Source organism: Litorimonas sp., assembly GCA_029936425.1.
Classification (GTDB): domain Bacteria; phylum Pseudomonadota; class Alphaproteobacteria; order Caulobacterales; family Maricaulaceae; genus Litorimonas.
In genome coordinates, this window is sequence record JAPYSU010000014.1 from 35,882 (window position 1) to 51,466 (window position 15,585).

The 15,585-nt window shown below is 53.2% G+C and carries 8 protein-coding genes; 1 reads left to right on the forward strand and 7 read right to left on the reverse strand.

The window, feature by feature from the left end; translation table 11 throughout:
- Positions 1-16 precede the first annotated feature (16 nt).
- The 5 genes from ACN0IC_RS11505 to ACN0IC_RS11525 form a co-directional block, all read right to left on the reverse strand.
- Positions 17-910, reverse strand: coding sequence for a F0F1 ATP synthase subunit gamma (locus tag ACN0IC_RS11505; RefSeq protein WP_416878926.1), 894 nt, complete (start codon positions 908-910; stop codon positions 17-19).
- 9 nt (positions 911-919) lie between these two features.
- Positions 920-2,452 carry a F0F1 ATP synthase subunit alpha gene (gene atpA, locus ACN0IC_RS11510; RefSeq protein WP_416878927.1) on the reverse strand — a complete coding sequence of 511 codons (1,533 nt, stop codon included), beginning with the start codon at positions 2,450-2,452 and terminating at the stop codon, positions 920-922.
- Between the two features lie 10 nt (positions 2,453-2,462).
- Positions 2,463-3,020, reverse strand: a complete 558-nt coding sequence (locus tag ACN0IC_RS11515; protein WP_416878928.1) for a F0F1 ATP synthase subunit delta — start codon at positions 3,018-3,020, stop codon at positions 2,463-2,465.
- A 249-nt stretch (positions 3,021-3,269) separates the two neighbouring features.
- Entirely contained in the window at positions 3,270-6,281 is a 3,012-nt protein-coding gene (locus ACN0IC_RS11520) for a TonB-dependent receptor domain-containing protein (protein WP_416878929.1), read from the reverse strand.
- A 346-nt stretch (positions 6,282-6,627) separates the two neighbouring features.
- Complete coding sequence (locus ACN0IC_RS11525; protein WP_416878930.1) at positions 6,628-8,781, reverse strand: primosomal protein N'; 2,154 nt, start codon at positions 8,779-8,781, stop codon at positions 6,628-6,630.
- 59 nt (positions 8,782-8,840) lie between these two features.
- Between ACN0IC_RS11525 and fsa the strand changes: the two genes are divergently transcribed.
- The gene (gene fsa / locus ACN0IC_RS11530; RefSeq protein ID WP_416878931.1) at positions 8,841-9,494 is read left to right on the forward strand and encodes a fructose-6-phosphate aldolase; all 654 of its coding nucleotides are present in this window, start codon (positions 8,841-8,843) and stop codon (positions 9,492-9,494) included.
- A gap of 65 nt (positions 9,495-9,559) precedes the next feature.
- Here fsa and ACN0IC_RS11535 read toward each other — a convergent pair whose 3' ends face one another.
- Positions 9,560-11,740 (reverse strand): penicillin acylase family protein, encoded by a 2,181-nt coding sequence (locus ACN0IC_RS11535; RefSeq protein ID WP_416878932.1) that lies wholly within the window; start codon positions 11,738-11,740, stop codon positions 9,560-9,562.
- Between the two features lie 1,075 nt (positions 11,741-12,815).
- Complete coding sequence (gene ppdK / locus ACN0IC_RS11540; RefSeq protein ID WP_416878933.1) at positions 12,816-15,467, reverse strand: pyruvate, phosphate dikinase; 2,652 nt, start codon at positions 15,465-15,467, stop codon at positions 12,816-12,818.
- Positions 15,468-15,585 lie beyond the last annotated feature (118 nt).

The following is a 15,585-nucleotide window of genomic DNA, read 5'->3' on the forward strand; positions in this document are numbered from 1 at the left end:
GTTCCTCTAGCTTTCTTTAAAGCGCTTCCGCGCCTGAAATAATCTCAATCAGTTCAGATGTAATCTGGGCCTGACGTGTTCTGTTGAAGGTCAATGTCAGCTTGTCGATCATCTCGCCGGCATTGCGCGTGGCATTATCCATCGCGGTCATTTTTGAGCCCATCTCGCCTGCCTGGTTTTCCAGAAGTGCGGTAAAGATTTGGGTGTTGATATTGCGTGGCAAAAGAACCCGCAGGATCCCGGCCTCATCCGGCTCATAGGTATAAATCGCGCCTTTGAGATCAGGACCTGTATCTTCTGCGCCTTCGTCAATAGAGGCGATAGCCGGGATGAGCGTGTTTGAAACCGCGTCCTGGGTCATCACATTGACAAATTTGGAATAGACCAGCTTGCAGATGTCGAATTCGCCTTCGTGGAACATTTCGGTAATTGTCTCACCAATATTCTGAGCAATACCGGCGTGAAGTTTACGCTCTTCTTTCAAAGAGATAAATTTGACAATGTTATCATGATAAAGGCGGTTGAGCTGATCATACCCCTTTTTCCCGATCAGGAAGAGCTTGACCGTTTTACCCTGGCCTTCAAGCGCGACGATTTCTTCGCGGGCTTTCCGGACAATATTGGTATTGAAACCGCCGCAAAGACCGCGATCTGCCGTTGCAACAACAAGCAAAACCGTCTCTTCCTTGCCGTTGCCGACAAGAAGTTCCGGCGCGTCTCCGACTCCGACCATGGAGCTGGCCAGATTCGTAATGACGCTATTGATGCGCTCCGCATAGGGGCGCGCATTCTCCGCCGCTTCCTGCGCTTTACGCAGTTTCGCCGCCGCCACCATCTGCATGGCTTTGGTAATCTTCTGCGTGTTTTTCACAGAAGAAATACGGTTTTTAAGATCCTTTAGGCTGGCCATGAGGCGTCCTTAGGCTGCGAAGTTATTCGTGAAGGTTTCCAACACGGATTTGATTTTGTCTTCAATGTCGTCCGTCAATTTCTTTTCGGACGCAATGCTGGACAGGAGTGAATTATGCTCACCTTTCAGGTGTGACAGCAATTCACGCTCATATTTCTGCACGGATTTCACCGGAACCTTGTCCAGATAACCGCGTGTTCCGGCGTAAAGCACCACGACCTGCTCTTCCACTTTCAGCGGAGAGAATTGCGGCTGCTTCAGGAGCTCTGTGAGGCGCTCACCGCGAGCCAAAAGGGCCTGAGTGGAGGCGTCCAAATCTGAACCGAACTGAGCAAAGGCAGCCATTTCGCGGTATTGCGCGAGTTCACCCTTAATCGGACCGGCAACCTGTTTCATCGCTTTAATCTGAGCAGAAGAGCCCACGCGAGACACAGACAGACCGACGTTAAGCGCTGGACGGATGCCCTGGAAGAACAAGTCTGTTTCCAGGAAGATCTGACCGTCTGTAATCGAAATCACATTTGTCGGAATAAAGGCCGACACGTCATTGCCTTGCGTTTCGATAATCGGCAGAGCGGTCAAAGACCCGGAGCCGTTATCTTCGTTCAACTTGGCGGCGCGTTCCAGAAGACGGGAGTGAAGATAGAAAACGTCACCTGGGTAAGCTTCGCGTCCTGGTGGGCGGCGAAGAAGAAGGGACATCTGGCGATAAGCCACAGCCTGTTTGGACAAATCATCATAAATGATCAGGCCGTGCATGCCGTTGTCGCGGAAATATTCGCCCATGGCGCAACCAGCAAACGGGGCCAGGAACTGAAGCGGGGCCGGCTCTGACGCCGTCGCGGCCACAATAATGGAATATTGCATCGCGCCGTTTTCTTCGAGCGTTTTGACGAGCTGCGCGACAGTGGAACGCTTCTGCCCGATCACGACATAGATACAGTAAAGCTTGTCAGCATCGCGGTCTTCATCGAAGGCGGATTTTTGATTGAGAATCGCATCCACAGCCACAGCCGTTTTACCGGTCTGGCGGTCACCAATGATGAGCTCGCGCTGGCCGCGGCCAACAGGGATAAGCGCGTCAATCGCCTTGATACCTGTTTGAACAGGCTCGTGCACGCCTTTACGCGGCATAATGCCTGGCGCTTTAACGTCCACACGGCGGCGTTCGCTTGATTCGATTGGACCTTTGCCGTCAATCGGCTCGCCGAGCGGGTTTACGACCCGGCCCAAAAGGCCCATTCCGACAGGCACGTCCACGATTTCGCCGAGGCGTTTAACCGTGTCGCCTTCTTTAATGCCGCGGTCATCGCCAAAGATAACAGTACCGACATTGTCAGATTCGAGATTGAGCGCCATGCCCTTAATGCCGCCTGGGAATTCGACCATCTCGCCGGCGCGGACATTGTCCAGGCCATAGATACGGGCGATACCATCACCGACTGAGAGAACCTGACCGACATCAGAGACTTTGGCTTCGGAGCCAAATTCTTTGATCTGCTTTTTCAGGATGCTGGAAATTTCCGCAGCACGAATATCCATTGTATAACCTCTATGCTTCTTTGAGGGTTAAGCGTAAGTCCTCAAGTTTAGTCTTGAGGGAGCTATCATATAGACGCGAACCAACGCGTACGACGAAACCACCCAAAAGGTCTGCATCCACAGATGTCTCAACCTCGACCGGGCGTCCCAGCGATTTTTTCAAATTTGATTTTAATGACGTGACCTGCGCGGCTGTCAATTTTTTCGCGCTGGTGACTTTCGCCACTTGTGATCCCTTGCGGCGAGCCACCATCTCTTCAAATGCGGACAGGATTTGCGGCAATTCCGCCGCGCGGCGATTCTGCGCGACCAATCCAACAAACTGAACCGTCAAAGGCTTGAGCTTGGCTTTTTTCGCCACGCCAGTCAGGGCGGCCACTTTATCCTCGGTCGCAAAAACAGGGGAATTGATGAGCGCGGACAAATCAGCGCTATCTGCGAACATTGCCTTTAGCGACTTCACGTCTTTTTCTATAGCTGACAAGGACTTAGCGTCCTCAGCGAGTTCAAGCAGGGCTTGGGCGTAGCGTAAGGGGGCTTCGCCGGTAATGACTTCTGTCTCTGACACGTATCAGGTCCGCTCTTCGGAATTGGGCCGTTAGGACAGCCCCTTTAACATAAATATAGCGGCTCGAACACTCCCGGGATTTTGATACCCAACAGGCCGCTCCGCCAATCTCGCGCGGGGCTTAGCATGGTCAATTCAATGTGCCAAGTGCGGAATTTCACTCTGCGACAGTGGTTTCAGCATAAGCGCCTTATCCATAAAAAAACAGGCCCCGAAGGGCCTGCTCAAAACTCAAATCTGACTTAAACCTTACAGTTTTACGTTCAGACCGAAGAAGATAAAGCGGCCTGTGTCGTAAACACCCGGGTAAGTATTGTTGTTACCGTTAATGGCCGGACCTGATGAGACTGAAACAGGGAAGTCGTCTTCAAAGATATTGTTCACACCTGCACGAGCTGTGATTCCGTCCAGGAATTCCCAAGAACCGGATACATCGAAGTAGTTCGCTGCATCAAGAGATCCCTCGATTACCGAGTCAGGATTACCCTCGTTATCAACACCGCCGAAATGGCGCCAAGTCGTATTGATCTGAAGACCTTCAACAGGCGTGTTCCATGTTGCGATAGCACGATGACGATAATCTGCCGTAGGTTGACCACAGTTACCAACAAACTTGCCTTCACACTCATCTGTCTCAGCACCTAGGAAAGGTGTGAAGTCAGATGAAGAGAGGAATGTTGAAGCATATTGAACTGCAAAATCACCAAAGTTTCCACCGCCAAATCTTTCCAGATCGAAGCTGTAATTGACTTGGAAATCAACACCACTGGTCGCGATAGATGCCGCATTCAAGTTCAACAAAGTAAAGCCGACGCCTGGACCACTTGCATTAAGCGAGCCCGCACCATCACGCTGAATAAGATCACAGAATGTTGCGTCGCCTGTGTCAAGACAGCCATTAAGGATGTTGTTTGCACCGATACCAGAAACAATCGCATCATCGATAGTGATATCAAAATAATCGATTGAAGCTGTAAACCCAGGTATAAAATTAGGTGTTAGTACAGCACCAACGGTGAATGTATCAGACTTTTCAGGTGAAAGTTCAGGATTACCACCAAACAAACCTTGGGTTTGACCTGAAACCACGTCAGGAATATTTCCGTATTGAGCGGCCGTAACACCAGTATTGGCACAAGCAGCTGCTGAAGCGAGCGGCGTTGCGTTACCAGTGCTGGAACAAGGATCATACACGGTAAGACCATTTGAATCCGTACCAAATTCTGGAAGATCCGGAAGACCAGTAGACTGACCTGTGAACAATTCAACAACGTTCGGTGCACGAACGGCACGCTGATACTGACCACGGAATGAAATGTCTGGAGTTGGAACCCACGTCAACTGTGCACCATAAGTGTCAGTGCTGAAGCTGTTGGACACACCGTTACCATCAACAGTGTAGTCAGAATAACGATACTGACCATTGAAGACGAGTTCTTCAACGAATTGCACACCCGTAACAAGCGGGAGCTCTACCTCGCCGAAGACTTCAAACACGTCAATACCACCAGCGACAGGAAGTGTCGGGCCACCAACGCCTGTGAAACCACCATCTGCACGCTGACTGATTTGGTCTGGCGTCGCATCCAGGCCGTCTTCGCGATATTCAACACCCAGCAAGAAACCGATACCGGAACCTTCAGCATAAGGCGAAACGATACCATAGTTGGAAAGATCAGTTTGAATGTTACCACCAAGCACCAACTGGTCAGTTTGACCTGTCGTAATGCCAACACCTTGGATGAAATCCAACGATTCTTGCGAGACGAGGCTTTCGCCGCCTGGTCCACGTTGGAAGATATTGTACGGCGCACATCCGTTTGATTGATCGATACAAACAGGGTTTCCGTCGGCATCAGTTGTCACCAAAAGAGCCTGACCAAGATTATCGATCAAGAAGTCATTGGTCGACGTATCTTGATCTTTTGTTTTAGAATATTGACCAAATACTTCGTAGTCCCATGTCTCAGCAAAAGTACCGCGCATGCCACCCACAAAGCGCATGGCTTGGTTCTCAAGACGAGAGTTACGCGGGCCACCTTCAACGTTACGGTGAGTAGCCGTGATTCCGTCAATGATTTCACCACTGGCGATTTGAGCAGGAGTACACTGCAAAACAGCCTCAGCAATAGAGCGACCGTCCTGTGTAACAGGCTGCTGAATCAGAGGGTTATCACAGTTGATGCTACGCTGGAAGAAACCAAATGAGGCAGATGGTGCGATTTGCGCATCAGACTGCTGCTCTGTAAAGCCAAAATCAGCAAAGATTTCATGACCATCAAAAACTTCGTAGCTTGCTTTTGTGTAGAGTTGGAAACGCTCAGATGGGCGCTGGAAGTAGTTTAACGCACCAAAGTTATAGGTTTCAGCTGGCCCGCCAACGAATGGCGTGAATGTGCCATCTTCCTGTTGGAAGAAGTCTGTACCGCCAAAGTCAGCAACGTTGTTAAAGCGGCGGAAGTTGGAAGAACCGACACAACCAAAACCATTTACGTTACCTGAACCAATTGTACAGGCAGATGCCGTGCGATCCGCACCCAAGATGTCTTCTCTGTTTTGGTAAGATGCGAAAGCAACGACGTTACCACGGCCACCATCTAGGTTTGCACCGATTGTAACAGATCCAGTGATTTCTTCGCCATCGGTTACACTGCCCGGAATTGGCACGAGGGCATCATTAAGAACATCTTCAAAGATATCTCTACCGCTATTGCTACTTTGAGCAAAACCATACTGAAGATCCAACTCAGCGCCTTCAAAATCATCTTTCAAAACAAAGTTAACAACGCCGGAAACCGCATCTGAACCGTAAACAGCAGAAGAGCCACCTGTCAGCACCTCGACGCGCTCAACGAGGTTAGTCGGAACCAAATCGATATTAACAGCAACAGAAGAAGAGTCACCATAAGGAAGACGACGACCGTCAATCAAGCTCAATGTACGCTGCGCACCGAGGCCTCGTAAATCAAGTTGCGCAGTACCACTAGCGCCATTCGATTGCTCTGATGTCTGAGCAGCAGAAATCTGCGGCAATGAGTTCGTCAGGTCCTCAATATTCACAACACCACGAGCGCTGATTTCAGAATTATCGACTGACAGGATAGGCTGAGCCGCTGTCAGGTTTGGGTTTACGTTCAAACGCGAACCGGTGACGATGATTTCATCTTCGTCGGCATCTTGCGCAAAGGAAGGAGCAGCACTTGCCAGCATAGCGCTGGAGAGCAATGTCCCTATCAATAGATTTCTTTTTGATAATTTCACAGTTAAGTCCCTTTTTAGTGTTTTATCGTTTATTGCCTCCCCGCAACACGGAAAGATTACACTTATCGCTATTAGTCATTCCCCCTCAACGCAATATGTTTGTGACACTTTTGTAAGAAGGACAGGGCTTTTATCCAAACCTGTTGCATAAAAAGCACGAATGAGAGTAAATTCTCCGCCAAGCGCAATATTTTTGCGTTTATTAAAAAAAGCAGAAAATTAATTCCGTATCCGTAAATATTTCAAAATAATATACTGCACTAAGATTGTGCGTTAAACGTTTTTCGTCACAAAAATAAGGAAATTATTTAATTCTGTTAACCCCATGGCCACACAACTTTGGGAATTACATGAAACTTTGCGGATCAATATCGATTTGAATCTTATATTTTGCGGGCGGGCGAATCTTAGCTCGCCAGACGGCCATATAGCGAGACAAGTTTACGCCCGGTTCCGCCTGAATAAATAATCGTCTCCGGAACGCCCCTCTTAACCGTCCTATGGGGGGTTCAGACGGACCAAGAATCTCTATGCCTTCGGCGCGGGGGGCGAGGTTGACCATTTTCTTGGCCAGGCTCTCTGTCTTTTTCAATTCCGGCCCGGAAATAATAACCGCCGCCAGCTTTCCAAAAGGCGGCAGACCCAGCATTTCGCGCATGGCCAGTTCTACTCCTATGAAGAGTTCCCTGTCCCCGGCGGCAAGCGCCAGAAGCGCTTCATGTTCCGGCTGATGCGTCTGGATAAGCGCCCGGCCCGGTTTCTCGGCTCGCCCGGCCCGGCCTGCGACCTGAACCAGCGTTTGATAGGTTCGCTCCCCGGCCCGCGGGTCCCCGCCTGCCAGCCCTAAATCCCCGTCCACAACACCGACAAATGTGAGGTGCGGAAAGTTGTGACCCTTTACCACCATTTGTGTTCCGACGAGTATATCAATCTCGCCCGCCGCCATCCTGTCCATGCGTTCTCTGATCGCATTTGGGTTTCCGGCGGTGTCGGAACTGAAAATCTCTATCCTGGCCTCGGGAAAGTGCCGCGCCGCTTCCTCAGCCACACGTTCGACTCCGGGTCCGACGGCCGTCAGACTGTCTTCCGCTTTGCAATTCGGGCAGAGCGTCGGCATGCGCATGGAAAACCCGGTCAAATGGCACATGGCCCGCCCCGTGGCGCGGTGCTCCACCAGCCAGCTATCCGTATCCGGGCTTTTCAGCTTTTCCCCGCAGGAGCGGCAAATGATGAGCGGCGCATAGCCCCGGCGGTTCAGATAGAGCATGGACTGATCGCCCTGCGCCAATCCGGCTCTGACAGCCTCAATCAGGGGAGCAGACAGAAAATCACCTTTCTCGGGTTGATTCTCTTTCAAATCGACTAGGCCAATATCCGGCAATACCGCCGCGCCCGGCCGCTCAGGCAAAACGATATGAGCAAACTTTCCGCTCCGCGCATTGTGCAGGCTTTCTAGTGACGGTGTGGCCGACGCAAGAATAACGGCATGACCTGAAAGTTTGGCGCGCACGATTGACATGTCCCGGGCATTATAGATGACGCCCTCTTCCTGCTTGTAGGACGTGTCATGTTCCTCATCGACGACGATGAGTTTCAAATCCGCAAAGGGCAGATAGAGCGCAGACCTCGCGCCAACGACTAATTTTGCGCGCCCTTGCGCCACTTCGCGCCAGACCCGGCGGCGCGGCGCGTCCCCCGCTGCCGAATGCCATTCGGCCGGTTTTACCCCGAAGCGTTTCTCAAACCGGGTCATACCCGCCTGCGTCAGCGCAATTTCCGGAACAAGGATAAGCACCTGCCCGCTTTGGCGCAGGGCTTCCGCCACGGCTTCAAAATAGACTTCCGTTTTACCTGACCCGGTCACGCCGTCGAGCAAGCTGACCGAGAAGTCCTGCAATTGCATTTGCGCGACCAGCTCTTTTGCCGCGTCTTCCTGTCCTTCGGTTAGCTCCATCCCGGGGTGATCCGGATTGGGCTCGTCAAAAGGCGCATCGACCGGCAGAGCGAGTTCCTGCATGGCGCCGACTTTTACCAAGCCCTTCACAACGCTCGCACTCACCCCGGCGCGGGACGCTATTTCGCTTGCGCGGGCTGGGAACGGATCGCCCTCACGCAACACGGCGCGGCGCGAAGGCGTCAATTGTGACGGCGCGGCACCTGTCGGCATGTAATGTGAAACCACCGGGCTAGGGTCGAGGGCTTTGTAAGACCGCAGCACCATGCGGAAAACCTGCCCGGGCGAGGCGACATTATACTTCGCCGTCCATTCAATGAACTTTATCATCTCCGGCGAGAGAGGGCGCGTCGCCTTACGCTCCGCAATCTCCTTGAGCTCCCGCCCCTCTTCCGCCGGGCCCAGTCCTGTGACAACGCCCAGCTTCATCTGCTTGCCAATCGGCGCGTAGACAAAGTCGCCTATGCTCAGGTCCATATCCTCCGGCACGGCGTAATCAAACGCACCGGGCACATTCACTGGAAAAAGTATTTGAGCGTTTTGCATCTGAGTGATTCGTGATAACAGGCCGCGAACTTAACCACAGCCCCACGGGACATAAAGCCATGAAATTTTTTGTTGATAGTGCCGATCTGGACGCCATCTCCGCTCTGAACGATATCGGACTCGTTGACGGCGTCACAACCAACCCCTCCATCATCGCCAAATCCGGCCGCGACTTCAAAGAAGTCATCGCTGAAATCTGTAAAATTACCGAAGGCCATGTCAGCGCCGAAGTTGTCGCAACGGACGCCGACGACATGATCAAGGAAGGCCGCCACCTACGCAAAATTGCTGATAATGTCTGCGTAAAACTTCCTCTGACGATGGACGGTCTGAAAGCCTGCAATGTCTTGTCCAAGGAAGGCACGCCGGTCAATGTCACGCTTTGCTTCTCACCCAATCAGGCCTTGCTCGCAGCAAAATGCGGCGCGACTTATATCTCGCCCTTTATCGGACGTCTGGACGATATCACGCTGGACGGGTTGGAGCTGATTGAAGACATCCGTACAATTTACGACAATTATGGATTTGAGACAGAAATTCTCGCTGCCTCTATTCGCAATGTAAACCACGTCAAGGAATGCGCGCTTGTCGGCGCCGACGTCATGACCGCGCCGCCGGGCGTGATCGAGAGCCTGTCCAAGCACGTCCTGACCGACAAAGGTCTGGAGGCTTTCCTCAAGGATTGGGAAAAGACAGGTCAAAGCATCCTTTAAGTCACTTATTAAATGTAAAAAGCCCGGCAAATCGCCGGGCTTTTTTATTTGTCTTGAACTCCGGGCTACTCCCCCGGCCGGTAGGTTCGAACGGCCCGCGCTTCGACATCGTCGCGGTAATAGGGCACGTCCTTAAATTTGACATTGATATAAGGCAGGATCTGATCGTCGAAATGCGGCGAGTCCGGATCATTGCTCTGCCCGCCCGCGAGCAGGCTCTTGGCTTTGATCTTGTCCCCAAACTCGACAACGGCGACGAAGCTGTTCCCGCGATAGCCGTAAATCTTCTTAGTATTTTCGCCCTGGCTGGCGCCAAAAGCCGCGAGCGCGCCCCACCGACCCGACGCCATGGGCACGGGATAGCTCTTTTTCGAATCGTCGAATTCCAGATCAATTGCGCCAGAAAGCCTCTGAAAACGGTTGATCTCGCCCCACGGCATTTTCCAGGTGCCGAAATCTGCCGTCATTTTCGTCATGGCTTTGTCCAGCAAATCCAGTTGCTCCTGCGGCGTTCCGCTTTCAAAGAAATGCATATAGGTTTCCATACGGCTCGCCCCCTTCGGACGGGCGTCGGATTGCAACATCTCCATCCCGTAATAATGCGCCAGAGACATGGCGACTGAGTCCGCCGAAACCGTATGATTCCATTCGTCGAGCACGGAAATCGCTTCGGCAAAGGCCGGATTCTGATTGCTGAGGTCATAAGAATCGACAAGGCTCGGGATAATAAATTCAAACGCAGGGAGCGCCGGGTCATAAGCCAGGTCGATGAGCCCGTCCAAAGTCAGATCGTTGGCCTCCTCCAAAAGGCGGATGGCGTGGACCGCTCTGAAATTTTCTTTATCCGGGGCCATATAGGCGGGGTAATTCTCGCGTTTCGGGCTGTTATCCCCGGCCGCCGTAAAGGGCGTCGAATTGGCATTCTGGATCCAGCCATTGGGCGGATTGAGCAATGTAATCGCCTCATCCACCGGATGCGTACCGTCCCAATCCGTGCGCGTGTCCCATCCATTGACCGTACCGGAATAATCGATCATCGGGTCACGTTTGGGAATGAAATTGCCGTGATAATAGGCGATATTGCCCTGCGCGTCGGCATAGACGGTGTTGTTGGACGAATTGGTTCGGATATCCATCATCTCGTTAAACGCCTCATATCCGTCGGTTTTTGTACGAAGGAAAGATTGCTTAAGCGCATTGACCGGATCCCAGTTGATTTTGGTCACCACCCATTTATCGCCTTCCATATGTGTCACCGGCCCGTGATGGGTGTGATACATTGGGAACGTCCGCGATTTCAGTCTATTGCCGTCTTTGTAATCCAGTGTGACCTCAGAGACCTGAACCGGACGCATTTCATCTCCGTATCGATAGACCAATTCGCCGTCCTGCTCGGAAATATCTTCGCGGAATTTATCGATGAAATCGACATAGGTGGAAGTGTGCATCCAGCCATTCTTTTCGGAAAAGCCCTGATAGACAAAAAATTGCCCCCAGGTCACCGCGCCGTAAGCATTCAACCCCTCTTCGCTCACGACATGGACCTCGCCGCGGAAGTAAAAGCTCGTATGCGGATTGATAAGCAACATCGGATTACCCGAGCGGGTCAGATCGCCAGAGACGGCGATACCGTTTGATCCAGCGGGCTCAGGATCAACAAAAGGCGCGTTGGAGGTCAAAAGCAGAGAATCCCCCGGTTCCTTGTCCTGATAAAAGGCTTTGATTCCATCCAGCGGGATTTGCTCGATGTCGCCGCCAATAGACCCTTCAGAGAAGAACATCGGCATCCAGGGCTCGAATCGGGTCAGCAGTTTTGGCTCCACCTCGGGATGGGTGGCGAGATAGTAATTCAGCCCGTCCGCAAAAGCGTCACAAAGCGCCTTCACGTCGGCCGGTGCATTTTCATAGGCCGCCTTGGCTTCATCCATCGTCATATAGAGCCGCGCGCGAAGATCGCTGTAAATCGCTTCTTCGCCTTCTATCTCGGCCAAACGGCCCATCGCCCAGACATAATTGCGTTCGATACGGGGAAAATCGTCCTCGGCCTGAGCGTAGAGAAGTCCGAAGACAGCGTCCGCGTCCGTTTTACCGTAAATATGCGGCACGCCGTAATCATCGCGGATAATCTCGACATTTTGGGCTTGAGCGTCCAGCCGCGCCATTTCCGTCGGATCCGCGGTCCGCGTCTCAAGCGTGGCGCAGCTCGCCAATAAAAATACAGAAACAACAGCCCAGACTCGAAACATAAAACCCACCTTTCTGACGCCACGCTATGAGGCAATGACAGAAAGAACAAGTGGGATTCGGCCTGAAGCTTTCCGCTTCGTTATTTTTCTGCGCTCAGAGCTTTCATGAAAGCAAAAACGATTGTGCCTCGATTGACATTCGCCATAACGGATTGGCCCCTTAGGGCTTCATCTGCAAAGTATTAGATATTGGCGGGATGATCCCTCTTCCAAATGGGATTTTACTAAGCGCGTAAAGCGTGGCGACACATTACTCCTCCACCGCCGGGGCGGGGGAGGTGGCCTGCGAATGCAGGTCGGAGGGGGTAGGCGAAACTTGCGTCTTTGGAAAAAAGTTTTTGAGCGCGTTGGACAACGCGCGCCCCCTCCGTCCTGTCGGACACCTCCCCCGCTTTCGCGGTGGAGGAAGTATATCCGCACTTATCCTTCCGAAAACCCCAACCTTCTCAGCCTCTTACAAAAAATCGAAGAGTTAGATCCCCACTTTGCGTTCTGGGGGTATATTTAAACTCGTTCTCTTGAACACGGACAGGAACGCGTCAGGTTCTGGTTCAGGGGACAGCGAGGTTGAGCATCGGGTGGTGACACATCCGACTGTGCCGGGCCACCGAGAGTGGGTTAGCCTGCCTACCGCGTCCAGGAGCTGTAAACGGCTTCGTCCCGGCGCGACTGTGGGAGCCATGTAAGAGGCCGCTCCGGTTCCAATCGCTGCCGCAGAGCTTTGGTTCTTGCGAAACACATATTTATTTCGGTTTTATTTCGGTCTCCGGCAGGAGCCGAAGCTCTGCGGGCTGTCCGCCTTTTTCGAGGACGAACGCCAAAGCTAACCCCCAGATGGGCAGTGGGAAGGAACGCTTGGGCGATGCACACTTCAAATTTTTACCTGTCATTCCGCACAAGGCCGATAGGCCGCAGATGCGGAAGTTCGAGAGGTTGTGAGCCCTCTCTCAGTCCGTCCGCAACCTCTCGAACTTCCGCGACTACGCGCGGAATGACAGGACAGAGAAAAGAACCTCATTTGGATGAAGGAATTGACAGCAGGCGTAAACGCCTGCTCCAGGCTGTTTAAGATCGTCTAGTGTGTCTCTCTTATGGCGGCCTGCGCTGCGGCCAGTCTCGCGATCGGCACACGATAAGGCGAGCAGGACACGTAATCGAGTCCGGCGCGGTGACAGAACTCCACAGAGGCCGGGTCGCCGCCATGTTCGCCGCAAATGCCGAGCTTGATATTTTCGCGTGTCGAACGTCCCCGCTCAACAGCGATATCGATAAGGTCGCCAACCCCGTCCTGATCGAGCGTCACGAACGGGTCCTTTTCCATAATGCCCTGATTGACATAATCCGACAGGAACCGCCCGGCGTCATCGCGGGACAAACCAAAGGTCGTTTGCGTCAGGTCATTCGTGCCAAAGGAGAAGAACTCGGCATATTCCGCAATATCAGCGGCCCGAAGCGCGGCGCGCGGCAATTCGATCATCGTACCAATGCTGTAAGCCAGCGCCCCAACCTCCTCGGCAATCGCCTCGATTTTGCCCTTGAGGATTTCAAGTTCCTTGGCCGAGCTGACCAATGGAATCATGATTTCGGCCACTGGGGTAACGCCCGCTTCTTCGGAGACAAGTTTCTGCGCCTCGAAAATCGCCCTCGCCTGCATCTCGTAAATTTCCGGATAGGAAATACCGAGGCGGCAGCCGCGATGACCGAGCATTGGATTGCTTTCCTGCAAATCATTGGCGCGGTGCATCAACTCGCCGGCGGGCACGCCGAGACTCTCCGCAACGCTTTCAATATCGGCTTCGGAATGCGGCAGGAATTCGTGCAAAGGCGGATCGAGCAAACGAATGGTGCAAGGCCTGTCTTCCATAATCCGGAAAATCGCGGCGAAGTCATCGCGCTGAACCGGCAGGATTTTTGCCAGAGCCGCTTCGCGGTCTTCCTTATCTTCCGCCAAAATCATTTCGCGGAAATAGCCGAGACGGTCAGCTTCGAAGAACATGTGTTCCGTGCGGCAAAGACCGATGCCTTCGGCGCCGAAGTCTTTCGCGGTTTGAACGTCGAGCGGCGTTTCCGCATTGGTGCGGATGCCGAGTTTTCTCGCCTCATCCGCCCATTTCATGACCTTGGCAAAATCACCAGACAGTTCCGGCTGCTGCATCTCGACCGCGCCGAGGAAAACTTGCCCGGTGGCCCCGTCCACGGTGACCGTCTCGCCTTTTTTGACGGTGCGGCCCATGACGGAAAAGCTCTCGGCTTTATAGTCGATGCGGATTTCTCCGGCCCCCGACACACATGGCCGGCCCATGCCGCGCGCGACCACGGCCGCGTGAGAGGTCATCCCGCCGCGCGCTGTAACAATCGCCTCGGCGGCGTGCATGCCGTGAATATCTTCGGGCGAAGTTTCAATACGTACGAGGATGACTTTGTGTCCGGCTTTCTTGAGCGCTTCGGCTTCATCAGAGGAGAAAACGACTTCGCCAATCGCGGCGCCCGGAGACGCCGGAAGGCCCATGGCGATCATGTCTTTTTCGGCATCGGGATTGAGGGTCGGGTGCAAGAGTTGATCCAGACTGGCCGGCTCAAGGCGCAGCAGAGCTTCGTCGGTCGAAATCTGTCCGGCCTCCGCCATATCGACGGCAATTTTCAGCGCGGCTTTGGCGGTGCGTTTGCCCGTCCGGGTCTGGAGCATCCAGAGCGTGCCTTCTTCGACGGTAAATTCGATATCCTGCATATCGCGGTAATGCGCTTCGAGGGTCTCGAACGTTTCGGCGAGCTGCGCATAAGCCTCCGGAAGGGCCTCTTCCATACTCGGCAGCTCTTCTTCCATTTTTTCGCGCGACGCTTTGGTCAGGGTTTGCGGCGTGCGAATACCGGCCACCACATCTTCGCCCTGAGCGTTCAAGAGGAACTCACCGTAATACCGGTTCTCACCTGTGGACGGGTCGCGGGTAAAGGCCACGCCGGTCGCAGAGGTGTCGCCCATATTGCCAAAGACCATGGCCTGAACATTCACGGCCGTGCCCCAGGCGGCAGGGATATCATTGAGGCGGCGATAGACAATTGCCCGCTCATTCATCCAGGAGCCGAAGACCGCATCCACGGCGCCGTTGAGCTGTTCCATCGGGTCTTGCGGGAAGTCCTGCCCCAGCTCGCGCTTGGTGGCAGCCTTGAATTCGGTGATGACAGAATCCCAATCCATAGCCGTCATCTCTGTATCGAGCAGATAGCCTTGGGTGTCTTTGTGGTTTTCAATAATATCTTCGTAGATATGGTGATGCACGCCGAGCACCACATCGGAATACATGGTGATAAAACGGCGGTAGCTATCCAGCGCAAATCGTCTGTCACCGGACAATTCGGCCAGCCCTTCGACGGTTTCGTCGTTCAGGCCGAGGTTCAGGACCGTGTCCATCATACCGGGCATAGAGGCGCGCGCGCCGGAACGGACAGAGACGAGAAGCGGATTTGAGGAGTCGCCGAATTTTTTGCCCGTCAGTTTTTCGATTTCTTTCAGGCCGTCGGCGATCTGATCATTCATATCCTCGGGATAGGTTTCGCCGTGATCGTAATAATAGGTACAGACATCGGTGGAGAGCGTGAAGCCCGGCGGAACCGGAAGACCCAGAGACGCCATTTCGGCGAGATTGGCGCCCTTGCCCCCTAAAAGGTTTTTCATGGAAGTATCGCCTTCGGCAGAACCCCCGCCGAAATTGTAAACCCATTTTGTCATTTGATTGGCCTCTAATCTCTCTTTTGCCTGTCATTCCGCACGGAGCGGAGCGGAGATGCGGAAGGTCGAGAGGAACAGAGCCCTTTACAAATCAGCTCACAAACTCTCGGCCTTCCGG

Coding starts and splice junctions, on each gene's coding strand:
- ACN0IC_RS11505 (WP_416878926.1), bottom strand. CDS start 910: ATGGCCAGCCTAAAGGATCTTAAAAACCGTATTTCTTCTGTGAAAAAC.
- atpA (WP_416878927.1), bottom strand. CDS start 2,452: ATGGATATTCGTGCTGCGGAAATTTCCAGCATCCTGAAAAAGCAGATC.
- ACN0IC_RS11525 (WP_416878930.1), bottom strand. CDS start 8,781: ATGCAAAACGCTCAAATACTTTTTCCAGTGAATGTGCCCGGTGCGTTT.
- fsa (WP_416878931.1), top strand. CDS start 8,841: ATGAAATTTTTTGTTGATAGTGCCGATCTGGACGCCATCTCCGCTCTG.
- ACN0IC_RS11535 (WP_416878932.1), bottom strand. CDS start 11,740: ATGTTTCGAGTCTGGGCTGTTGTTTCTGTATTTTTATTGGCGAGCTGC.
- ppdK (WP_416878933.1), bottom strand. CDS start 15,467: ATGACAAAATGGGTTTACAATTTCGGCGGGGGTTCTGCCGAAGGCGAT.